At 72.7% G+C, this 21,387-nt stretch carries 17 protein-coding genes; 7 read left to right on the top strand and 10 right to left on the bottom strand.

The annotated features are described in order from the left end of the window. Positions 1 to 53: 53 nt before the first annotated feature. The 6 genes from lpdA to ACFC09_RS43175 all read right to left on the bottom strand — a co-directional run bounded on the left by lpdA (position 54) and on the right by ACFC09_RS43175 (position 8,949). On the bottom strand, positions 54 to 1,442 hold the full coding sequence (lpdA, locus tag ACFC09_RS43200) for a dihydrolipoyl dehydrogenase (RefSeq protein ID WP_376538176.1): 1,389 nt from the start codon (positions 1,440 to 1,442) through the stop codon (positions 54 to 56). Between the two features lie 298 nt (positions 1,443 to 1,740). Beyond that, positions 1,741 to 3,279, bottom strand: coding sequence for a leucyl aminopeptidase (locus ACFC09_RS43195; RefSeq protein ID WP_376538174.1), 1,539 nt, complete (start codon positions 3,277 to 3,279; stop codon positions 1,741 to 1,743). Between the two features lie 653 nt (positions 3,280 to 3,932). Beyond that, complete coding sequence (locus tag ACFC09_RS43190; protein WP_376538186.1) at positions 3,933 to 4,763, bottom strand: adenosylcobinamide-GDP ribazoletransferase; 831 nt, start codon at positions 4,761 to 4,763, stop codon at positions 3,933 to 3,935. Between the two features lie 892 nt (positions 4,764 to 5,655). Next, the gene (locus ACFC09_RS43185; RefSeq protein ID WP_376538172.1) at positions 5,656 to 7,452 is read right to left on the bottom strand and encodes a phosphatidylglycerol lysyltransferase domain-containing protein; all 1,797 of its coding nucleotides are present in this window, start codon (positions 7,450 to 7,452) and stop codon (positions 5,656 to 5,658) included. A gap of 181 nt (positions 7,453 to 7,633) precedes the next feature. Then, complete coding sequence (cobT, locus tag ACFC09_RS43180) at positions 7,634 to 8,749, bottom strand: nicotinate-nucleotide--dimethylbenzimidazole phosphoribosyltransferase (RefSeq protein ID WP_376538170.1); 1,116 nt, start codon at positions 8,747 to 8,749, stop codon at positions 7,634 to 7,636. Then, the gene (locus tag ACFC09_RS43175; RefSeq protein WP_376538168.1) at positions 8,746 to 8,949 is read right to left on the bottom strand and encodes a hypothetical protein; all 204 of its coding nucleotides are present in this window, start codon (positions 8,947 to 8,949) and stop codon (positions 8,746 to 8,748) included. Before ACFC09_RS43175 ends, cobT begins: the two co-directional genes overlap by 4 nt. Between ACFC09_RS43175 and ACFC09_RS43170 the strand changes: the two genes are divergently transcribed. Then, positions 8,948 to 10,096 (top strand): class I SAM-dependent methyltransferase, encoded by a 1,149-nt coding sequence (locus tag ACFC09_RS43170; RefSeq protein WP_376538166.1) that lies wholly within the window; start codon positions 8,948 to 8,950, stop codon positions 10,094 to 10,096. The genes ACFC09_RS43175 and ACFC09_RS43170 overlap by 2 nt on opposite strands. 140 nt (positions 10,097 to 10,236) lie before the next feature. Here ACFC09_RS43170 and ACFC09_RS43165 read toward each other — a convergent pair whose 3' ends face one another. After that, complete coding sequence (locus ACFC09_RS43165; protein ID WP_376538164.1) at positions 10,237 to 11,457, bottom strand: bifunctional adenosylcobinamide kinase/adenosylcobinamide-phosphate guanylyltransferase; 1,221 nt, start codon at positions 11,455 to 11,457, stop codon at positions 10,237 to 10,239. A gap of 124 nt (positions 11,458 to 11,581) precedes the next feature. Here ACFC09_RS43165 and ACFC09_RS43160 point away from each other — a divergent pair, with 124 nt between their 5' ends. Then, positions 11,582 to 11,785, top strand: coding sequence for a hypothetical protein (locus ACFC09_RS43160; RefSeq protein WP_376538162.1), 204 nt, complete (start codon positions 11,582 to 11,584; stop codon positions 11,783 to 11,785). 329 nt (positions 11,786 to 12,114) lie between these two features. Here ACFC09_RS43160 and ACFC09_RS43155 read toward each other — a convergent pair whose 3' ends face one another. The 3 genes from ACFC09_RS43155 to ACFC09_RS43145 all read right to left on the bottom strand — a co-directional run bounded on the left by ACFC09_RS43155 (position 12,115) and on the right by ACFC09_RS43145 (position 14,651). Then, positions 12,115 to 13,191: a S1C family serine protease gene (locus tag ACFC09_RS43155; RefSeq protein WP_376538160.1), complete on the bottom strand. Its 1,077-nt coding sequence runs from the start codon at positions 13,189 to 13,191 to the stop codon at positions 12,115 to 12,117. 75 nt (positions 13,192 to 13,266) lie between these two features. Continuing rightward, a complete protein-coding gene (locus tag ACFC09_RS43150) occupies positions 13,267 to 13,968 on the bottom strand; it encodes a class I SAM-dependent methyltransferase (RefSeq protein ID WP_376538158.1) in 702 nt (233 codons plus the stop codon). Between the two features lie 83 nt (positions 13,969 to 14,051). Then, a complete protein-coding gene (locus ACFC09_RS43145) occupies positions 14,052 to 14,651 on the bottom strand; it encodes a DUF3043 domain-containing protein (RefSeq protein WP_376538156.1) in 600 nt (199 codons plus the stop codon). Positions 14,652 to 14,994: 343 nt separating this feature from the next. On the opposite strand from ACFC09_RS43145, the gene ACFC09_RS43140 reads away from it, so the two are divergent. The 5 genes from ACFC09_RS43140 (at position 14,995) to ACFC09_RS43120 (ending at position 21,351) form a co-directional block, all read left to right on the top strand. Next, complete coding sequence (locus ACFC09_RS43140) at positions 14,995 to 15,786, top strand: PspA/IM30 family protein (protein ID WP_376538154.1); 792 nt, start codon at positions 14,995 to 14,997, stop codon at positions 15,784 to 15,786. Positions 15,787 to 15,826: 40 nt separating this feature from the next. Further along, the gene (locus tag ACFC09_RS43135) at positions 15,827 to 16,105 is read left to right on the top strand and encodes a hypothetical protein (protein ID WP_376538184.1); all 279 of its coding nucleotides are present in this window, start codon (positions 15,827 to 15,829) and stop codon (positions 16,103 to 16,105) included. Between the two features lie 97 nt (positions 16,106 to 16,202). Further along, positions 16,203 to 17,420 carry a sensor histidine kinase gene (locus ACFC09_RS43130; protein WP_376538152.1) on the top strand — a complete coding sequence of 406 codons (1,218 nt, stop codon included), beginning with the start codon at positions 16,203 to 16,205 and terminating at the stop codon, positions 17,418 to 17,420. After that, entirely contained in the window at positions 17,417 to 18,100 is a 684-nt protein-coding gene (locus tag ACFC09_RS43125; protein WP_376538150.1) for a response regulator, read from the top strand. The genes ACFC09_RS43130 and ACFC09_RS43125 overlap by 4 nt, the downstream gene beginning before the upstream one ends. Before the next feature lie 149 nt (positions 18,101 to 18,249). Continuing rightward, a complete protein-coding gene (locus ACFC09_RS43120) occupies positions 18,250 to 21,351 on the top strand; it encodes an efflux RND transporter permease subunit (RefSeq protein WP_376538148.1) in 3,102 nt (1,033 codons plus the stop codon). The last annotated feature ends 36 nt before the right edge of the window (positions 21,352 to 21,387 follow it).

Here is a 21,387-nt window from a genome sequence, read left to right as displayed (position 1 = left end):
GTGCTCCTAACGAATTGCGGAAGTCTGTGTCGTCGCGCTTGTCGACCGAAGGCTCAGTCGTGGGAGTGGAGGGGCTTGCCGGCCAGGGCCAGGTGCGCCTCGCCGAGCGCCTCGTTCTGCGTCGGGTGGGCGTGGATGAGCTGGGCCACCTCGGCGGGCAGCGCCTCCCAGTTGTAGATCAGCTGGGCCTCGCCGACCTGCTCGCCCATGCGGTCGCCGACCATGTGGACGCCGACCACGGCGCCGTCCTTGACCTGGACGAGCTTGATCTCGCCCGCGGTGTTCAGGATCTTGCTCTTGCCGTTGCCCGCCAGGTTGTACTTCAGCGCGACGACCTTGTCCGCGCCGTAGATCTCCTTGGCCTTGGCCTCGCTGATGCCGACGGAGGCGACCTCCGGGTGGCAGTACGTCACTCGCGGCACACCGTCGTAGTCGATCGGGACGGTCTTGAGACCGGCCAGGCGCTCCGCCACCAGGATGCCCTCGGCGAAGCCGACGTGGGCGAGCTGGAGGGTCGGGACCAGGTCGCCGACGGCGGAGATGGTGGGGACGTTGGTCCGCATGTACTCGTCGACCAGGACGTAGCCGCGGTCCATCGCGACACCCTGCTCCTCGTAGCCGAGGCCCTGGGAGACCGGGCCGCGGCCGACGGCGACGAGCAGCACCTCGGCCTCGAACTCCTTGCCGTCGGCGAGGGTGACCTTGACGCCGCTCTGGGTGTACTCGGCCTTCTGGAAGAAGGTGCCCAGGTTGAACTTGATGCCGCGCTTGCGGAAGGCGCGCTCAAGAAGCTTGGAGGAGTTCTCGTCCTCGACCGGGACGAGGTGCTTGAGGCCCTCGATGACCGTGACGTCCGAGCCGAAGGACTTCCACGCGGAAGCGAACTCGACGCCGATGACACCGCCACCCAGGATGATCGCGGACTGCGGGACGCGGTCCAGGACCAGGGCGTGGTCGGAGGAGATGATCCGGTCGCCGTCGATCACCAGGCCGGGCAGGGACTTCGGCACGGAGCCGGTCGCCAGGAGGACGTGGCGGCCCTGGATCCGCTGACCGTTCACGTCGACGGAGGTCGGGGAGGACAGACGGCCCTCGCCCTCGATGTAGGTCACCTTGCGCGAGGCGATCAGACCCTGGAGGCCCTTGTAGAGCCCGGAGATCACACCGTCCTTGTACTTGTGGACGGCCGGTACGTCGATGCCCTCGAAGGTGGCCTTGACGCCGAACTGCTCGCTCTCGCGGGCCTGGTCGGCGATCTCGCCCGCGTGCAGCAGGGCCTTGGTGGGGATGCAGCCCCGGTGCAGGCAGGTACCGCCGACCTTGTCCTTCTCGATCAGGGCGACGTCCAGTCCCAGCTGAGCCCCGCGCAGGGCCGCGGCGTAACCGCCGCTACCACCGCCGAGGATCACTAGGTCGAAAACGGTGCTGGCGTCGTTCGCCACGTCACGTCCTCCATGCATGTGCGCCGTACGCCGGGCCCCTGGTATCGAATGGGGGGTTGACCGGTCGGTCGGCTGGTGTCCGGCCGCTCGTTCTTCGGCCCTGTGGTGGGGCCCTGTCCTGCCGGGCTCCATCTTCGCACCTGCCGAGGGTGTACGGGACGCGGGGCCCGGGTGTGAGACACCCCACGTCCCGGCCGGCGCGCGCGGAGACGCTCAGGGGCCCGGGGCCACCGCGTGACCGGACGTACCCGGTCCGCGGTCGCCCCGGGCCCCTGAGCTGTCGAGCCGACGGGCGGTCTCAGCCCTGGGCGCCGTCCGCGGTCTGCTCGGCCAGCCGCACCAGCGTGCGCACCGCGGTGCCCGTACCGCCCTTCGGCGTGTACCCGAACGGGCCGCCCTCGTTGAACGCCGGACCGGCGATGTCGAGGTGCGCCCAGGTGATGCCGTCGCCGATGAACTCCCTCAGGAACAGGCCGGCGACCAGGCCGCCGCCCATCCGCTCGCCCATGTTGGCGATGTCGGCCGTGGGCGAGTCCATCCCCTTGCGCAGGTGCTCCGGCAGCGGCATCGGCCACGCCGGCTCACCGACCTCCTCCGCGAGCGTGTGGATGGTGCCGCGGAAGGTGTCGTCGTTCGCCATGATCCCGAAGGTGCGGCTGCCCAGCGCCAGCACCATGGCGCCGGTCAGGGTCGCGACGTCCACGATCGCGTCCGGCTTCTCCTGTGAGGCTGCCCACAGCGCGTCCGCGAGGACCAGCCGGCCCTCGGCGTCCGTGTTGAGCACCTCGACGGTCTTGCCGCTGTACATGCGCAGCACGTCACCGGGGCGGGTCGCCGTGCCCGACGGCATGTTCTCGGCGAGCGCCAGCCAGCCGGTGACGTTGACCTCCAGGCCGAGCCGGGCGGCGGCGACGACCGCGGCGAACACCGCGGCGGCGCCGCTCATGTCGCACTTCATCGTCTCGTTGTGACCGGCGGGCTTGAGCGAGATGCCCCCCGAGTCGTAGGTGATGCCCTTGCCGACGAAGGCGAGGTGCTTCTTGGCCTTGGCGTGCGTGTACGACAGCTTCACCAGACGCGGTCCGGCCGCCGAGCCGGCGCCGACCCCGAGGAGACCGCCGTAGCCGCCCTTGACCAGCGCCTTCTCGTCGAGCACCTGCACCTTGATGCCGTGCTCCTTGGCCGCGGCCTGGGCGATGGCCGCGAACGACTCCGGCGTGAGGTCGTTCGGCGGGGTGTTGATCAGGTCGCGGGCGCGGTTCAGTTCCTCGGAGACGGCGGTGGCACGCGTGAGGGCCGCCTTGTGCTCCTTGTCGCGGGGCTTGGCGCCGAGCAGCGCGGCCTCGGCGATCGGGGCCTTGCCGTTGCCGGCCTTCGCGCCCTTGCCGTTGCCGTTCCCGTTGTCCTTGTACGTGTCGAACGAGTACGCGCCCAGCAGCACGCCCTCGGCGATCGCGGAGACGGCGGCGGCGTCGGCGACCGGCAGCGCGAAGGCGGCCTTCTTGGCGCCGCCCAGCGCGCGTGCGGCGACACCGGCGGCCTTGCGCAGCGCCTCGGTGCCGTGGGCGGCGCCCTTCGCGGGCTCCTCGCCGAGGCCCACCGCCACCACGAGCGGTGCCTTGAAGCCGGCCGGAGCGGGCAGCTTCGTCAGCTCGCCCTCGGCGCCGGTGGCACCGAGGGTCTCCAGGACGCCGGCGAGCTTGCCGTCGTACGCCTTGTCCACGGCCTCGGCGCCCGGCGCGACGACGGGGCTCTTGGCGCCCTTTGCGACACCGACGACGATCGCGTCGGCCCGCAGGCCGGGCGCCGCGGCGGTGCTGAGAGTGAGAGCAGTCACGGTGGTGAAATCTCGCTTCCGATGTGAAGTTGCTGTGGCCGAATGGGTGGGTCGACCGGGCCCGGGGACCGACCCTGGCTTTGGCCTCAGGGCGCGTCGCGACCGGGGCCTTCGCCCTGTCGGCGAGCACCCGGGACGAGCCTACGCGTGTGTGTGCGCTTGCTCATTACCCCGGACGTTCACCCGCGAGTGACGTCATGGCCACATTTCCCCCTCCACTGCGGTGACCTGAGGCACACTCGCCGGTTCCGGACGGACGATCCGCCCGTCTCTTCGCTGAATTCTCACCGATGCCGCCCGTGTCCTTCACGAGGGGGTGGTGGGTTTTCTCCTGGAACGCCGAATTCCGCCGGGAGACGCCGTGTTCGTGGGACGTCGTGTTCGTGCGATGTCGTGTTCGTGCGATGTCGTGTTCGTGGAACGTCGTGTTCGTGCGATGTCGTGTTCGTGAGGTGGCGGGCGCGGCAGTGGTGGTGCCGGGGCACTGGCTAGTGCCCCGACAGGCAACGTTCGCCCCGTCGCGACGCCCGGCACGCACTCTCGCCGCACCGGCCGAAAGCCCAAGTACATCCAGTACGAGGACTTCCGGCCGGCACGCCGAGAGCACGCACCGAACGCCGCTCCTTGACGGGCGAACGTTGCCTGCCGAGGCACTAGCCGCCCAGCGCCAGGACCACGAGGGCCGACGTCGCCGCCGTCTCCGCGAGCGCGCCGAACACGTCTCCGGTGACCCCGCCGAACCGGCGCACGCAGTGGCGCAGCAGGAGTTCGGCGGCGGCGGCCGAGACCAGGACCGCGAGGGCGGCCTGGACGGCGCCGTACGTCCCGAACCGGGTGCCCGCGGCCCCGGCCGCCGCCAGCACCGCGACCCCGACCGTCAGGGCACGGCCGGTCGGTACCACCCCGGCCACCGCCGCGCCCAGCCCTTCCGGCCGGGCGGCCGGCACCCCGGTGCGGGCGGCGGTGGTCAGCGCCAGCCGGGCGGCGGTCGCCGCGACCACGGCGGCGAGCGCGCCCCGGGCCCACGAGTCGGCGTACGCCTGCGCCAGGACCGCCACCTGAGCCAGCAGCACCAGCACCAGCGTGATCACGCCGAACGGGCCGATGTCGGACCGCTTCATGATCCGCAGCGCCTCCTCGGCGGGCTTTCCGCTGCCGAGCCCGTCCGCGGTGTCGGCGAGCCCGTCCAGATGCAGACCGCGGGTCAGGGCGGCCGGTACGGCGACGGTGGCGACGGCCGCGAGCGGCGCGGCCGCGCCCAGCAGGAGCAGCAGCAGCCCGGTGGCGGCCGCACAGGCGCCCACGACCAGCCCGACCAGCGGGGCGGCCAGCATGCCGAGGCGGGCGGCGCCGCGGTCCCAGCGGGTCACCGTGACGGGGAGCACGGTGAGGGTGCCGAACGCGAAGCGGAGGCCCTCCGGGGGTGAGGCGGGTGGGGTGGATGGTGTGGGCGGTGTGGGTGGGGTGAGGGGCGGTGGGGGCACCGGCGCAGGGTATCCGGGCGGGCGGGTGCGTCGGCCGCTGTGGGGTGCGGGTGCGGGTGCGGTGGGGGGTGGGGGGTCGTCGTTCGGGTGCGGGTCGGTGGGGGCTGGTCGCGCGGTTCCCCGCGCCCCTTCGGGGGCGTTGGCGGGCTGTGGGTCGAGGGGTTCTGTGTCGGCGATCGGGGTCGGGCGCACGATGTCCCGTGCTCTCTTGGAGAGGGCTCCGCACAGGGCTGCCACGCCTGCGAGGGCCGCGATGTGTTCCTTGCCTGCCAGGTTGTCCTTCACCAGTACCTCCGTCACCATCGCCACAACCACCGCCGCCGCCGTCGCGCGGGCGCGGTAGCGCAGGCACAGATACAGGGCCAGGCCCACCACGGCCGCCGACGGGCCGGTGTCCACGACCTGCGCGTCCGAGGCCGGCAGGCCGAGCCAGGAGTCCGGACCCAGGGCGATGCCCACGCGCGCGTACAGCGTCCCGGCGAGCGTGGCGACGTACGCGACGGTCAGCGTCCGGCGCCAGCCGAGGCAGATCTCCGCGATGCCGAACACGAACAGGAGTTGCGCGAGCGCGCCCCACACCGGCAGGTCAAGCGCCGGTACGAACAGTGACAGCGGGGTGCGCAGCAGGGCCGGGCCCAGGGGGTCCGCGGCCCGGACGGCGCCCACGTCCTGCACCAGCCGGTAGCCCCACGGCTGGTTCTGCGCCGCCTGGAGCAGCGCCGTCAGGCACACCGCCGTGAGCGTCATCGGGACCGCGCCTCCCCATGCCCGCGCCTGCGCGGGCAGGGGCGGGCCGACCCGGCCCGGCGCGAGCAGCGGCTCGCGCACGGTGACGTACAGCGGACCCCACTCGGTGCGGGCCCAGCGGGCGGCCCTGGTCATCCGGCGGGCCTCATCCGTGGCTCTCCAGGTGTCTGCGGTGCAGCCACCTGGGCAGTCCGGGTGCCTCCAGGAACCCCTCCGCGCGCGCCGACGCCAGACCGATCCGCGGCAGGTCCGCGGTCTTCTCGAACAGCAGGAACCGCGGCTCCCAGATGGGCCGGTACTTGGCGTTGGCGCGGTACAGGGACTCGATCTGCCACCAGCGTGAGAAGAAACTGAGCAGGGAGCGCCACAGCCGCAGCACCGGGCCCGCGCCGAGGCGGGAGCCGCGTTCGAAGACGGACCGGAACATCGCGAAGTTGAGCGAGACCTGGGTGATCCCGATCTCCCCGGCCCGGCGCAGCAGTTCGATGACCATGAACTCCACCAGCCCGTTGTCGGAGTTCCGGTCCCGCCGCATGAGGTCCAGCGAAAGCCCGTGCGGCCCCCAGGGCACGAACGAGAGGAGCGCCTTCAACTCGCCGTCGGCGGCGGCGCATTCGAGCATCATGCAGCGCCCGTCCCCGCGCTCCCCGAGCCGCCCGAGTGCCATGCTGAACCCGCGCTCGGTGGCCCCGTCCCGCCAGTCGTCGGCCCGCTGGACCAGATACGCCATCTCGTCCGCCGGGATCTCCTCGTGCCGTCGGACGCGCACCGTGTACCCGGCCCGTCCGACCCGGTTGTGGGCCTGGCGCACGGTGCGCATCGCCCGGCCCTCCAGCGTGAACTCGGCCACCTCCACGATCGCCTCGTCCCCGAGTTCCAGCGCGTCCAGACCGTGCCGCGCGTACACGGTCCCCGCCTCCTCGCTCGCCCCCATCACGGCCGGGATCCAGCCGTGCGCCCGTGCCTGGGCCAGCCACGGCGCGATCGCCCCGGGCCACGCCTCGGGGTCGCCCAGCGGATCCCCGGAGGCCAGCGACACCCCGCCCACGACCCGGTAGGCCACCGCCGCCTTCCGGGTCGGCGACCACACCACGCTCTTCTCCCGGCGCAGCGCGAAGTAGCCGAGCGAGTCCCGCTCGCCGTATCCGTCGAGCAGCACCCGCAGCCGCTTCTCGTCGTCCCCGGTGAGCGGGTCGACGGCACGCCGGGAACGGAAGGCGGCGTAGAACACGCCGAGGACGAGGACCGTGCTCAGTACGTTGATGACGACGTTGACCCAGTTGGGGGTCGAGATCCCGGGGAAGTACGTCTCGCCGGCGGCGACCGAGACGAGCCGCAGCGTGCCGTAGTGCCAGCGTTCCGGGAACGTCGAGCGTCCCGCGTCCGGCGCCCGGTTGGTGACCGACACCAGCAGGGCGGCCAGCAGCGAGGCGGCGAGCCCGCCGCCGACCGCGACGGTGGCGGCGAGCCTGGGGTTGGACCGGTCGCCCTTGGCGTAGAACTCGCGGCGCCCGACGAGCAGCGCGGCGACGAAGGCGGCGGTCAGCACGAGGGAGACCCAGTTCTGCGCGTACTGCCGGATCTCCGGGAAGGTCATGGCGAACGCGAACAGGGCGAGGAAAGCGCCGCTGAGCACCAGGTTCAGGATCCAGGCGGCCCGTTTGCGGCGCCGCATGGTGATCGCCAGGAAGGCTGTGAACAGGCCCGAGGCGAAGCCGGCCGTCAGCAGATACGGCGTGAAGAGGTTCTCCTGGTTGTGGCGGCGCACGTCCTGCCCGAGGGAGACCCACACCGCGCTCAGGAAGTTGACGAAGGCGACGGCCCGCAGGTACCAGACGGCGCAGGCGGCGGCGCGCGCCGAGGCCGTGCCGTCCGGCCGCGCCCCGTCACCTGGCGGCGCCGGAGCGGCATCCTGCTTCACGGCATTTCGGGCATCTCCCATGATGAAGGATGATATGGGTGATGTGCCGTTGAACCGCTCATACCCGGCCGCGGAAAGCCGCTACTCCTGCTGCGCCGACTTCCCGTCCCGCCCGGCCTCCGGTGCTGGCTCCCCCGCCCGCCTGTCCGGCCTCCGGTGCCGGTTCCCCGGCCGTCCGACCGGCTTACGGCGCCGGACCGGCTTACGGTGCCGGTTCCCCGGCTTCCGGCACCGAGTCGCCCGGCTCCTCGGCCGCTTCGCCGGGCTCCTGTGCCGACTGCTCCGGGAGTTCCGCGGCGAGCGCGGCCGCCGCCTGCACCAGGGGCAGCGCCAGCAGCGCGCCGGTGCCCTCGCCGACCCTGACCCCTTGGTCCAGCAGCGGCTCCAGCGCCATCCGGTCCAGCGCCTTCGCCTGCCCCGGCTCCCCGCTGTCGTGCCCGGCCAGCCACCAGTCCGGCGCCCGGAAGGCGATCCGCTGCCCGACCAGCGCGCACGCGGCCGCCACCACCCCGTCCAGGATCACCGGCAGCTTCCGCACCGCGCACTGGAGCAGGAACCCGGTCATCGCCGCGAGATCGGCACCGCCCACCGTCGCCAGCAGCTGCAACTGGTCCCCGAGCACCGGCCGCGCCCGGCGCAGCGCGTCCCGGACCGCCGCGCACTTGCGCATCCAGGTGAGGTCGTCGATGGCGAGGCCGCCGCGCCCGGTCACCACGGAGGCGTCGGTCCCGCACAACGCGGCGACCAGCACGGCCGCCGCGGTGGTCCCGCCCACGCTGACGTCGCCGAGCACCACCACGTCCGTACCGGAGTCGGCCTCCTCGTCGGCCACCGCCATGCCCGCCCGGAAGGCGGCCTCGGCCTCCTCGGGGGTCAGCGCGTCCTCGATGTCGATCCGGCCGCTGCCGCGCCGCACCCGGTGCCGTACGACGTCCTCGGGGAAGGCGTCCGGCGGGCAGTCCAGCGCCAGGTCCACCACCCGCACCGGCACCCCGAGCCGCCGCGCGAGCACCGACACCGGACTGCCGCCCTCCAGGACCGCCCGCACCAGCTGCCCGGCGCTTCCGGCCGGGCGCGCGGACACGTCGAGGGAGGCGATTCCGTGGTCACCTGCGAACAGCACGACCCGCGGCCGTCCGACCGGCCGTACCGGTACGGCGCCCTGTGCGGCGGACAGCCACTCGCCCAGGTCGTCCAGGCGGCCCAGGGACCCGGGCGGCACGATCAGACGTTCCCGGCGGGTCTCTGCGTCACGGCGCACACCGCCGTCCGGGCGCTCGATCAGATCGGTGAAGTCGTCGAGATTCAGCGAGCTCATTCGCCGAACAGTACCGGCAGCGAACGAACGGTTCGGTGCCGGTCGCGCGCCACGTCGTCATGGCATCCGCACGGCGTCTTTGCACCCAAGATCGCTATCCCATACGTTCCGGTTTGCAGCGGATTGTCGTACAGGGAGGCACCCATGCCGCCGGAGCCGTCCATCCAGCCCGAGCCACCCATGGCGGCGGAGCCGGCCATGCCGCCGCGACAGCCGCCCGAGCAGTCGCGACAGCCGCCCGAGCAGTCGCGACAGCCGCCCGAGCAGTCGCGGCAGTCGCCCGAGCAGTCGGCGCAGCCGTCCGTGCCGTCGGCGCAGCCGCCCGTGCCGTCGCCACAGTCGCCCGTGCCGTCGGCGCAGGCGCCCGCGCTCCCCGCCCCCAGGGCCACCGCCCGCCGGGTCACCGCCCCCTTCCACGAGCCGCGCCGCCCGGACTGCCCCTGGTGCGGTTCGCCGCGGCTGCGGGTCCGGCTGCGCACGCCCGACCTGCGCTACCGCGCCCCGGGCACCTTCGTGATCGAGGAGTGCCGGGACTGCGCCCACACCTTCCAGAACCCGCGCCTCACCCCGGAGGGCCTGGCCTTCCACCACCGCGAGTTCCACGACACGCGCGTACAGCCGCTCGTGGACCGCCTCGACACCGCCCGCCGCCACCGCGCCGCGGCCCGCGCGCTGCTGCGTTCCCCCGGGTTCGCCGAACCGGAGAGCTGGCTGGACGTCGGCACGGGCCACGCCCGCTTCCCGGAGGCGGCGCGCGACCTGTTCCCGTACACGTCCTTCGACGGCCTCGACGCCGGCTCGCGGGTGGTGCGGGCCCGCACGGTGGGCCGGATCGAGGAGGCGTACGTCGGCCGGCTCACCGATCCGCACCTCACCGCCCGGCTGCGCGCCCGCTACGACGTGGTCAGCATGTTCCACCACCTCCAGTACGCGCCCGACCCGCGCGAGGAACTCCGCGCCGCCCTCACCGTCCTGCGCCCCGGCGGCCACCTCCTCGTCGAAGTCCCCGACCCGGCCAGCGCGTTCGCCGCCCTGCTCGGCAAGTGGTGGCTCCCGCACGGCCAGCCCCGCCACCCGCACCTGCCGCCGCTGGACAACCTCCGCGCGGAACTGGCGGACCTGGGCTGCACGATCGTCGCCACGGACCGCCGCGCCCCGCACGTCCCCCACGACCTGTCGGCCGCCCTGCTCCTCGCGCTGGCCCACACCCTGCCCGCGGGCCTGCGCCGGGCGACCGTGCCGCCGGTGGCCGCGGCGGCGGCCCTGGACCGTGTCCTGGCCCCGCTGCTGCGCCGCACCCGGTTCGCCAACGCCTACCGGATCATCGCCCGGAAGGGGCCGCGCTGACCGCCGCCGAGGCGCCGCGCCCGACGGGCCCCCGGCGGCGCGGGCGGTCCCGCCGCCCCGGGCCTCCGGGCGCCCGCCGGGCACCGGGGAGGCGCCCGCACGCGTGCCGGGGAGGCGCCCGCACGCGTGCCGGGCACGGGTCACCCCCGCAGCACCAGCGCCTGCCCGGCGACCACCAGCACCACGTGCTCGCACTCGTTCGCGAACGCCGCGTTCAGCCGCCCGAGTTCGTCCCGGTAGCGCCGCCCGGAGGCGGTCGCGGGGACGATCCCCGAGCCGACCTCGTTGGACACCGCCACCACCGTCCGCCGGGCCGCGCGCAGCGCACACGTCAACTCCCGTACCCGCTCCCGCAGTGCCCGCTCCCCGCCGGACGCCCACTCCGCGTCGTCCCACGCCCCGACGGCGTCCATCGCGTCCGTCAGCCACAGCGACAGGCAGTCGATCAGCAGCGGCGGGCCGTCCTTGGCGAGCAGCGGCACGAGATCGCAGGTCTCCGCCGTGCGCCAGGACCCGGGGCGGCGCTCCCGGTGCGCCGCCACCCGGGCGGCCCACTCGGTGTCCCCGCTCCGGGAGCCGCCCGTGGCCACGTACAGCACCTCGGGGAAGGACGCGAGGCGCCGCTCGGCCTCCACCGACTTCCCGGAGCGCGCGCCGCCCAGCACCAGCGTCCGGCGCGGCACCTCCGGCACCTTCGCGTACGCGCCCACCGCCAGCGTCGTACCGTCCGGCACCGCACGGGCGCCCGCCGCGGCCAGCCGGCGCCGCACCTCGCCGCCCGGCGGCACGTCGTGGTCCAGATGCACGGCGACCACGTCCGTCCCCGGACCGACCGCCCCCGCCGCACGCAGCCGGGCCAGCGCGTCCGGCCGCCCCACCACGTCCGTGAGCACCAGGTCGTACGGCACGACGGGCTTCGCGCCCGCCGCGAGCCCCGCCGCGAGCCCCGCCGGGGCGCCGCCCGGCGGCAGATACAGCAGCCGCTGCCCGCCAGGCCCGGTCACCGCGTACCCGGTGCCGCCCGCGTCCATCGCGAGCGCCCGCACCCGCTGCCCGGTCAGCAGCGTCAACTCCCGTCCGTCCGGCACCCGCACGGGCTGCGGCAGCCCGGCCGGCACCTCCACCGCGGGCCCCTCGTGCGGATGCGACAGCAGCACCTGCCGTACGCCGCCGAGCGAGTGCCCGGCCCGTACGGCCGCGAACGCCACGCCTGGCGTCAGGTCGAGCAGCAGCACCCCGTCCACGAGCACCGAGGTGGCGGCCCGCGCGTCCGCGCCGAGCGCAGTCGCGCACGCCGCGCAGGAACAGCCGGGGCGGGGCAGCCCCGCCGGGGCACCGGTACCGAGCACAGTCACGTCCACGGACCGATTTTCACCTGTCGCCGCAGGTCTCGCGCATCCGGTCGGCGCACTAGGCTGCCGCCGGGAGCCGGAACCGGGATCCGGGTCCGCTCCGTTTCGCAGGTGCTGACACGAGGAGGCGTACATGGCGGCATGGACGTGGCAGTTCGAGAAGGCCGACGGGACGGAGGTCCAGCCGGCGGTGCGGCCCGAGGAGTTCACCACCCAGGGGGACGCCGAGTCCTGGATCGGCGAGTACTGGAAGGACCTGCTCGCGGGCGGTGCCGACCAGGTGCGGCTGTTCGAGGACGCCACGGAGATCTATGGGCCCATGAGCCTGCACGCGTAGGCGCTCCGCTGGGGTTGCCGGGTGGGGTGTTCTGATCTGCGGTGGTGATGTGACTGCGGGTGGGCGGGGGCTGGTCGCGCAGTTCCCCGCGCCCCTTCCGGGGCTGGGCGCGTGGTTTCCCCGCGGCCCTTTGGGGTGTTGGCCCTGGCCGGTGGTGGTGAGGGGGGAGGGTTGGGGGTGGTTGTGTTTTGGGCGCGGGTGGGCGGGGGCTGGTCGCGCAGTTCCCCGCGCCCCTTCCGGGGCTGGTCGCGCAGTTCCCCGCGTCCCTTCCGGGGCTGGGCGCGCAGTTCCCGCGTCTCCTTCGGGGCGTTGCCTTCGGGGCGGGCTGGTTATTGCGCGCCCAGGGTCACGGTCACCGTTTGTTCGGTGCCGTCGCGGGTGTACGTGACTGTCGTCCGGCCGCCCGGACGGTCCCGCGCCAGTGCCTCGGAGAGCGAGGTGATCGTGGTGATGTCGATGTCGCCGACCTTGGTGATGACGTCCCCGGGCCGGATGCCGGCCTTCTCCGCGGCGCCCCCGGTCTGCACCGCGACCACGGCGACCCCGGCGGGCCGGAAGGAGTCGTCGACCACGTCCCGCGCGGTGATGCCGAGCGCCGCCCGCCCCGAGTCGGTGACCCGGCCCTGCTTGATGATCTGGTCGGCGACCGTCCTCACCATCGACGCCGGGATGGCGAAGCCGATGCCGGGCGCCGCGCTGCCCCCGAGTTCGGGATCGGCCGCGGCGAGCGTCGGAATGCCGATGACCTCTCCGTCGAGGTTGACCAGGGCGCCCCCGCTGTTGCCCGGGTTGATCGCCGCCGACGTCTGCACCATGTTCGCGATGGTGGCCCCGGTGCCGCCGCCCGAACTGCCCTCGCTGACGGTCCGCCCGGTCGCCGACACGATGCCCTGCGTCACGCTGGACGACAGCCCGAGCGGCGAACCCATGGCGAGCACGATCTGCCCGACCTCCACCTTCTCGGAGTTCGCGAACCGGGCCCCCTTCAGCCCCTCCGGGATCCGGTCCAGCTTGACCACCGCGAGATCCTGCTCGGGGTAGGAGTACACGAGCCGTGCGGTCAGCGGTGTCTCGCTGTTCGCGGTGGTCACCCGGAAGATCTTCTCGTCGCCGACCACGTGGGCGTTGGTGACGATGTGTCCGTTGTCGTCGTACACCACCCCCGACCCCAGATCGCGGGTGCCCTGGATCTGCACCACCGACGGCAGCACGTCCTTGATCACCCGCTGGTAGGCGTTCTGCAGGTCGTTGCTGCTCAGCGGGACCGCGGCCGGCGTGGCCGGCTCCCGTTCGCCCGCCGGAGCGGACTCGGAGGTACATCCGGTGACGAGCACGGCGGAGCACCCGAGTGCGGCGAGGAGGGCGACGGCCCGCGGGGCACGGGCACGGCTACGGGAAACGTCCATGTCCCGAGTCTCACCGCGGGGCGAAGCCCCGGGCCCGTGGAGTACCGCCGAACGGGCGCGTCCCGGCCCCGGCCATCAGCCCCGCACACCGCACAGGTGCAGCAGCGCCGCCACCCCGCGGTACGGATCCGTCCGACCGGCCCGCTCCTCGGCGGCCAGCAGCGCCTCAAGACCGGCCGGGGCCTCAGCGTCGTCCGCCGCCTGGTCGGTGAAGACCCGCACGCCGTACCAGGCGTGCAGCGGGGCCCCGATCCCGGCCAGCGTCGTCGTGAGCGCCTCCAGCCGGTCGGCCCGCACCTGGAGCCCCAGCCGGTTGGTGTACGCGGTCGAGTCGAACGCGGCGAGCGCCCCCGACCAGTCCCCGGCCAGCCCCGGCCGCATCGCGAGCGCGTCGCCGTTGCGCACCAGGAGCGACAGCAGCCCGCCGGGGGCGAGCACCCGGGCGAGACCGGCCACCAGCGGATCCGGGTCCGCCACGTACATCAGCACCCCGTGGCACAGCACCACGTCGAAACTGCCCGGCAGGAAATGCACCCCGGTGTCCTGACCGTCCCCCTGGACGATCCGGACCCGCTCACGGATCCCCTCGGGCTCCGCCATCAGCGCCTGACGGGCCGCCGTGATCATCCGCGCGTCCTGCTCCACGCCGGTCACCTGATGGCCGACCCGGGCCAGCCGCAGCGCCTGGGTGCCCTGGCCCATCCCGACGTCGAGCACCCGCAGCCGCTGCCCGACCGGGAACCGCCCGGCCATCTGCTCGTCGAGCTGCCGTGCCACCAGTTCCTGCCGCACGACGTTGCGCAGACCGCCGAGCCCGCTCAGCCAGGTCGCGGCCGCGCCGTCGGAGAAAGAGGCTGCGCTCAGGGCCGTTCTCCACGCTTGACCTGCGGCTTCGGCAGCCGCATCCGGCGCATCTGGAGGGACCGCATCAGGGCGTAGGCGACCGCGCCCCGGCGGTTGTGGTCGGGGAAGCGCTCGCCGAGCCGCTTCCTCAGCCGGAAGCCGCTGAAGGCCGCGTCGAGCACGATCAGCACGATCACGACCAGCCACAGCAGCAGCGCGATGCTCTGCAGCATGGGCACCCGCACCACGCTCAGCACCAGGATGATCACGGCCAGCGGGAGGAAGAACTCCGCGACGTTGAAGCGCGAGTCGACCCACTGCCGGGCGAACTTGCGGACCGGGCCCCTGTCCCGCGCGGGCAGATACCGCTCGTCGCCGCCGGCCAGCGCCTGACGCTGGCGCTCCAGCTGGACACGCCGCTCGTCGCGCTGCCGCTTGGCGGCCTCCTTGCGCGTCGTCGGCGTATTGGCCACGCTGCGGCGCTGAGACTGGGCCTCACTGCGCTTCGGGGTGGGGCGGCCCTTGGGGGCCTCGGGATCACGGGGCTGCTTGGAGTCGGTCACCGCCGCCTTCACTGCGGACGGGGCCTTCTCTTCCTTGGCACGGCTACGGAACACAAAAGCCAAGGGTAAAGGGTAAACAAGGCGCGTGGGGCCGGAGGTCCCCCGAAATCCCGGGCCGACGGTGGTCGGCGGGCGGGTATGGCCGACGCCCCGGCAGGGAACGATCCGGCCACATCGGTCGTCTGTAGAGGGACAGAGGGGACGTTGCAGACGGTTCATCCGGCGGTCACCCCGGGGACCACCTACTCCCTACGCCGGAGCGGGACCGTACGCAGTCGTCCTTGGGGATGAGCGCATCGGTCCCCGAACAGTGCGGTAATGGAGGCAGGGCCCGTACTGTGGGTTCTGTCGCAGGATCTGTGAGCTGGAGTCCGTCAGAAGGGGGCGCGCGAAGCCCATGAGCGGTGTCATGAAGCGTATGGGGATGATCTTCCGCGCGAAGGCGAACAAGGCCCTTGACCGGGCCGAGGACCCGCGCGAGACCCTCGATTACTCGTACCAGAAGCAGCTGGAGCTGCTCCAGAAGGTCCGCCGCGGCGTCGCCGACGTGGCGACGTCCCGCAAGCGCCTGGAACTCCAGCTGAACCAGTTGCAGCAGCAGTCCTCCAAGCTGGAGGACCAGGGCCGCAAGGCGCTCGCGCTCGGCCGTGAGGACCTGGCCCGCGAGGCGCTCTCCCGCCGCGCCGCCCTCCAGCAGCAGGTGACGGACCTGGAGACGCAGCACGCCACGCTCCAGGGCGAGGAGGAGAAGCTCACCCTGGCGGCCCAGCGCCTCCAGGCCAAGGTGGACGCCTTCCGTACGAAGAAGGAGACCATCAAGGCGACGTACACCGCGGCCCAGGCCCAGACCCGGATCGGCGAGGCGTTCTCCGGCATCTCCGAGGAGATGGGCGACGTCGGCCTGGCCATCCAGCGCGCCGAGGACAAGACCGCCCAGCTCCAGGCGCGGGCCGGCGCCATCGACGAACTGCTCGCCTCCGGTGCCCTCGACGACCCCTCCGGCATGGCCAAGGACGACATCCAGGCCGAGCTGGACCGCCTCTCCGGTGGTACGGATGTGGAGCTGGAACTCCAGCGGATGAAGGCGGAACTGGCCTCCGGTTCGCCGCAGCAGGCGATCGAGGGCGGCACCGCCCAGCCGCAGTCCCAGCAGCAGCCGCAGGACACCCCGCGCTTCGACAAGCAGTAGGGACGCACGAGCCGACGGGCTGGAGGACGAGATGGCGGACATGATCGTACGGATCATGGGGGAGGGACAGGTGAGGCTGGCCGAGAGCCACCTCACCGAGCTGAACAAGCTGGACGACGAACTCCTGGCCGAGGTGGAGAACGGCGACGGCCCCGGCTTCCGCCGTACCCTCCAGGACCTCCTCGCCAAGGTGCACGAACTGGGCGAACCACTGCCCGACGACTCCCTGGACCCGTCCGACCTCATCCTGCCGTCCCCCGACGCGACCCTGGAGGAGGTACGGGAGCTGCTGCGCAACGACGGCCTGATCCCGGGATGACACCGGCCAGGTGCCGCCCCGTCCATCGCGGCCCCGTGCCGTCGCGCACCCGCGGCTCCGGTCCGTCAGGCACCCGCGGCCCCGTACCGTTCCCGACGTGAGCACTCTCCAGCGCGCCCGCCACCGGCTCACCGCGCACCCCTTCGCGCTGGACACGGCCATCGCGGTGGGCGCGCTGGTGTGCATGGTGGCCGGGTCCTTCGCCGGCCCCGCGAAGCACGGCGTCATCTGGGCCGTGCGCACCCCGGACCTGCTCAGCCTGGTCCTGATGACCGTCGGCGCCGCGGCCCTCGTCTTCCGCCGCAGCGCCCCGCGGACCGTCCTCGGCGTCACCGGTGCCATGGCGCTCGTCGAGAGCGTCACCGGTGACCCGCGCACCCCCGTCGCGATGACCGCCGTCATCGCCCTCTACACGGTCGCCGCGACCACCGACCGCGCCACCACCTGGCGGGTCGGCCTGCTCACCATGACCGTGCTGACCGGCGCCGCCATGCTCGCCGGGCCGCTGCCCTGGTACGCCCAGGACAACCTGGCCATCATCGCCTGGACCGGCATCGGTGCCACCGCGGGCGACGCCGTCCGCAGCCGCCGCGCGGTCGTCCGGGCCATCAGGGAACGCGCCGAACGGGCCGAACGCACCCGCGAGGAGGAGGCCAGGCGCCGCGTCGCCGAGGAACGCCTGCGCATCGCCCGCGATCTGCACGACGTCGTCGCCCACCACATCGCCCTGGTCAACGTGCAGGCCGGAGTCGCCGCCCACGTCATGGACAAGCGCCCCGACCAGGCGAAGGAGGCCCTCGGCCACGTACGGGAGGCCAGCCGGTCCGCGCTCAACGAACTACGTGCCACCGTCGGCCTGCTGCGCCAGTCCGGCGACCCCGAGGCCCCCACCGAACCCGCCCCCGGCCTCAGCCGCCTCGACGAACTCGCCGACACCTTCCGCAACGCCGGCCTCCAGGTGGAGGTCGCCCACGCCGGCCAGGGCGAGGCCCTGCCCGCGACCGTCGACCTGGCCGCCTACCGGATCATCCAGGAGGCCCTGACCAACGTGCAGAAGCACGCGGGTCCCGCCGCCAAGGCCGAGGTCAGCGTGGTCCGCGTGGGACCGCTCGTCGAGGTCACCGTCCTCGACGACGGCACGGCACCGGACGGCGCCCCCGCGGCCGGCGGCGGACACGGGCTGATCGGCATGCGGGAGCGGGCCACCGCCCTCGGCGGCAGCCTCACCGCCGGTCCCCGGTACGGAGGCGGCTTCCGCGTCCATGCGATCCTGCCCCTCACCAACCGCACCGCCGCCACGGGGGAGCCCGCATGACGATCCGTGTCCTGCTCGCCGACGACCAGGCACTGCTGCGCAGCGCCTTCCGCGTGCTCGTCGACTCCGAGGCGGACATGGAGGTGGTGGGGGAGGCGTCCGACGGCGCGGAAGCGGTGCGGCTGACCAGACAGCAGCGGGCGGACGTCGTCCTCATGGACATCCGGATGCCCGGCACCGACGGCCTTCAGGCCACCCGGCTGATCAGCGCCGACCCCGCCCTCGCGCACGTCCGCGTGGTCATCCTGACCACCTTCGAGGTCGACGACTACGTGGTGCAGGCGCTGCGCGCGGGTGCCTCCGGCTTCCTCGGCAAGGGCTCCGAACCCGACGAACTCCTCAGCGCCATACGGATCGCGGCCCACGGCGACGCCCTGCTCTCCCCGGTGGCCACCAAGGGCCTGATCGCCCGCTTCCTCGCCCAGGGCGACGCCGCCGACGACGGCCGCGACCCCGCGCGCTCCGACCGGCTGGACGCGCTGACCGGACGGGAGCGCGAGGTACTGGTGCAGGTCGCCGGCGGCCACTCCAACGACGAGATCGCCGAGCGTCTGGAGGTCAGCCCGCTGACGGTGAAGACCCACGTCAACCGGGCCATGGCCAAGCTGGGCGCACGGGACCGCGCCCAGCTGGTGGTCATCGCCTACGAGTCAGGGCTGGTACGTCCGAGGATGGACTGACCTCCACCCGGGCGTACTCCGGGCGGAGTAGGACCGGGGTAAGGAAATGGACCTCCGGCTGACGGATCGGCTCTCGCGGATGCCCCAGAGTGGTGTGATGTGGGCGGTCACCCGCCCTTCTGCCGCTCACAGAAGAGAGACCCTGACCCATGTCCTGGCTGTCACGCTTCAGCCTCGCGCAACGGGCCCTGATAGGGCTGATGTCCATCATCGCCCTCGTCTTCGGGGCGATCGCGATACCCCAGATCAAACAGCAGCTGCTGCCCAACATCGACCTGCCGCTGGTGTCGGTCATCGTGCCCTACCAGGGCGCGTCCCCCGACGTCGTCGAGAAGCAGGTCGTCGAACCCCTGGAAAACAACCTCGAAGCCGTCGACAACATCTCCGGCGTCACCTCCACGGCCAGCGAGGGCAACGCCGTGATCATGGCGTCGTTCGACTACGGCAACGACACCAAGCAGCTGGTCAACGACGTTCAGCAGGCCGTCAACCGCGCCCAGCTCCCGGCCGGCGTCGAACCGCAGGTGGTCTCCGGGTCCACGGACGACATCCCGACCGTGGTCCTCGCCGTCACCTCCGACAAGGACCAGCAGACCCTCGCCGACCAGCTCGACAAGACGGTCGTACCGGATCTGAAGAACATCGGCGGTGTCGGCCGCGTCCAGGTCGACGGCGTACGGGACCTCCAGGTCGCGGTGACCCCCGACGACAGGAAGCTGGCCGCGGCGGGCCTCAACGCCGCCGCCATCGGCCAGGCGCTCCAGGCGGGCGGCGCCGGCGTCCCGGCCGGCTCCTTCGACGAGGGCGGCGCCAACCGCACCGTCCAGGTCGGCGACGGCTTCACCTCGCTCGCGGCGATCCAGGACCTGATGGTCACCGGCCAGCAGCCCGGCGGCAAGCCGGTGCGCCTCGGCGACGTCGCCACGGTCAAGGAGCAGCCGGCCCCCGCCGACTCCATCACCCGCACCGACGGCCGGCCGAGCCTGGCCGTCAGCGTCACCATGAACCACGACGGCAGCGCGGTCTCCATCTCCAACGCGGTCAAGGACAAGCTCCCCGACCTGCGCAAGCAACTCGGCTCCGGCTCGCAGATCACCGTCGTCAGCGACCAGGGCCCGGCGGTGTCGAAGTCCATCAACGGCCTGACCGTCGAGGGCGCCCTGGGTCTGCTCTTCGCCGTCCTGGTCATCCTGGTCTTCCTGGCGTCGCTGCGGTCGACGCTGGTGACGGCGGTCAGCATCCCGCTCTCCGTCGTCCTCGCCCTGATCGTGCTGTGGACGCGCGGGCTGTCCCTGAACATGCTCTCGCTGGGCGCGCTGACCATCGCCATCGGCCGGGTCGTGGACGACTCGATCGTCGTCCTGGAGAACATCAAGCGGCACCTCGGCTACGGCGAGGAACGCCAGTCCGCGATCCTCGGCGCGGTCCGCGAGGTGGCCGGCGCGGTCACCGCCTCGACCCTCACCACGGTCGCCGTCTTCCTGCCGATCGGGCTGGTCGGCGGCATGGTGGGCGCGCTGTTCGGCTCGTTCAGCCTCACCGTGACCGCCGCGCTGCTGGCGTCCCTGCTGGTGTCGCTGACGGTCGTGCCGGTCCTGTCGTACTGGTTCCTGCGCGCCCCGAAGGGCACCCCCGAGGACACCGAGCAGGCCCGCCGCAAGGCGGAGGAGAAGGAGGCCAACAGCCGCCTCCAGCGCATCTACGTCCCGGTGCTGCGGTTCGCCACGCGCCGCCGCTTCACCAGCGTCGTGATCGCCGTGGTGGTGCTGCTCGCCACCTTCGGCATGGCCCCGCTGCTGAAGACGAACTTCTTCGACCAGGGCGAGCAGCAGGTGCTCAGCGTCAAGCAGGAGCTGAAGCCCGGCACCAGCCTCGCGGCCACCGACGAGCAGGCCAAACGGGTGGAGAAGCTGCTCGGCGACACCAAGGGCGTCAAGGACTACCAGGTCACGATCGGCTCGTCCGGCTTCATGGCGGCCTTCGGCGGCGGCACGGACACCAACCAGGCGTCGTACCAGGTGATGCTGGAGGACTCGGCGTCCTACGACGACGTGCAGACGCACATCGAGGACGGCCTGGCCAAGTTGAAGGGCATCGGCTCCACCACGGTGTCCGCCGGTGACGGCTTCGGCAGCCAGGACCTCAGCGTGGTCGTGAAGGCGGCCGACCAGAACGTGCTGAGCAAGGCGGCGGAGCAGGTGCGCAAGACCGTGGCCGGACTGAGCGACGTCACGGACGTGACCAGCGACCTGACGCAGAGCGTGCCGCGGGTCTCGGTCACGGCGAACGCGAAGGCCGCCGCCGCGGGCTTCAACGACCAGACGCTGGGCGCCGCGGTGTCCCAGGCGGTCGGCGGCACCACGACGGCCGCGAAGGCGACCCTGGACGACACCGAGCGCGACATCGTGGTCAAGTCGGCGAAGCCGGCCGAGACGCTGGCGCAGTTGCGGGCGCTGAAACTGGGCCCGGTGAAGCTGGGCGACATCGCGACGGTGAAGCTGGTGGACGGGCCGGTCTCGATCACCCGGATCGACAGCCAGCGCGCGGCGACCATCACCGCGCGGCCGACGGGTGACAACACCGGCGCGGTGAGCACCAAGCTCCAGTCCAAGATCGACGCGCTGAAGCTCCCGGAGGGCGCGACGGCGAAGATCGGCGGCGTCACCTCGGACCAGAACAGCGCGTTCAAGAACCTGGCCCTGGCGATGCTCGCGGCGATCGCGATCGTCTTCCTGCTGCTGGTGGGTACGTTCCGTTCGCTGGTCCAGCCGCTGATCCTGCTGGTGTCCGTGCCGTTCGCGGCGACCGGCGCGCTCGGCCTGCTCGTCCTGACCGGCACGCCGATGGGCGTCCCCGCGATGATCGGCATGCTGATGCTGATCGGCATCGTGGTGACGAACGCGATCGTGCTGATCGACCTGATCAACCAGTACCGGCGCCAGGGCTACGGCGTGGTCGAAGCCGTGGTGGAGGGCGGCCGGCACCGGCTCCGCCCGATCCTGATGACGGCACTGGCCACCATCTTCGCCCTGCTGCCGATGGCACTCGGCGTCACCGGCGAGGGCGGCTTCATCGCCCAGCCGCTCGCGGTGGTGGTGATCGGCGGTCTGATCACGTCGACCCTGCTGACGCTGCTGCTGGTCCCGACGCTGTACGCGATGGTCGAACTCCGCAAGGAGCGACGGGCGAAGAAGCGCGCGGCGAAGCGGGCCGCGGGCGAACCGGAGGTACGGGAGCCCGTGGGGGTCTGAGACCGGGATCCGGGTGCGGGGCCCGCCGCCGAGCGG

It is taken from the genome of Streptomyces sp. NPDC056161, assembly GCF_042268025.1.
Taxonomy (GTDB): Bacteria; Actinomycetota; Actinomycetes; order Streptomycetales; family Streptomycetaceae; genus Streptomyces.
This window is presented reverse-complemented; position numbering and strand designations above follow the sequence as displayed.

Bases quoted from the DNA above. Each gene is read 5' to 3' on its own strand.
- ACFC09_RS43175 (WP_376538168.1), bottom strand. From the start codon at position 8,949: ATGGCCGGCTCCGCCGCCATGGGTGGCTCGGGCTGGATGGACGGCTCC.
- ACFC09_RS43120 (WP_376538148.1), top strand. From the start codon at position 18,250: ATGTCCTGGCTGTCACGCTTCAGCCTCGCGCAACGGGCCCTGATAGGG.
- ACFC09_RS43125 (WP_376538150.1), top strand. From the start codon at position 17,417: ATGACGATCCGTGTCCTGCTCGCCGACGACCAGGCACTGCTGCGCAGC.
- ACFC09_RS43170 (WP_376538166.1), top strand. From the start codon at position 8,948: ATGCCGCCGCGACAGCCGCCCGAGCAGTCGCGACAGCCGCCCGAGCAG.
- ACFC09_RS43155 (WP_376538160.1), bottom strand. From the start codon at position 13,191: ATGGACGTTTCCCGTAGCCGTGCCCGTGCCCCGCGGGCCGTCGCCCTC.
- ACFC09_RS43140 (WP_376538154.1), top strand. From the start codon at position 14,995: ATGAGCGGTGTCATGAAGCGTATGGGGATGATCTTCCGCGCGAAGGCG.
- ACFC09_RS43185 (WP_376538172.1), bottom strand. From the start codon at position 7,452: ATGGGAGATGCCCGAAATGCCGTGAAGCAGGATGCCGCTCCGGCGCCG.
- ACFC09_RS43135 (WP_376538184.1), top strand. From the start codon at position 15,827: ATGATCGTACGGATCATGGGGGAGGGACAGGTGAGGCTGGCCGAGAGC.
- cobT (WP_376538170.1), bottom strand. From the start codon at position 8,749: ATGAGCTCGCTGAATCTCGACGACTTCACCGATCTGATCGAGCGCCCG.
- ACFC09_RS43160 (WP_376538162.1), top strand. From the start codon at position 11,582: ATGGCGGCATGGACGTGGCAGTTCGAGAAGGCCGACGGGACGGAGGTC.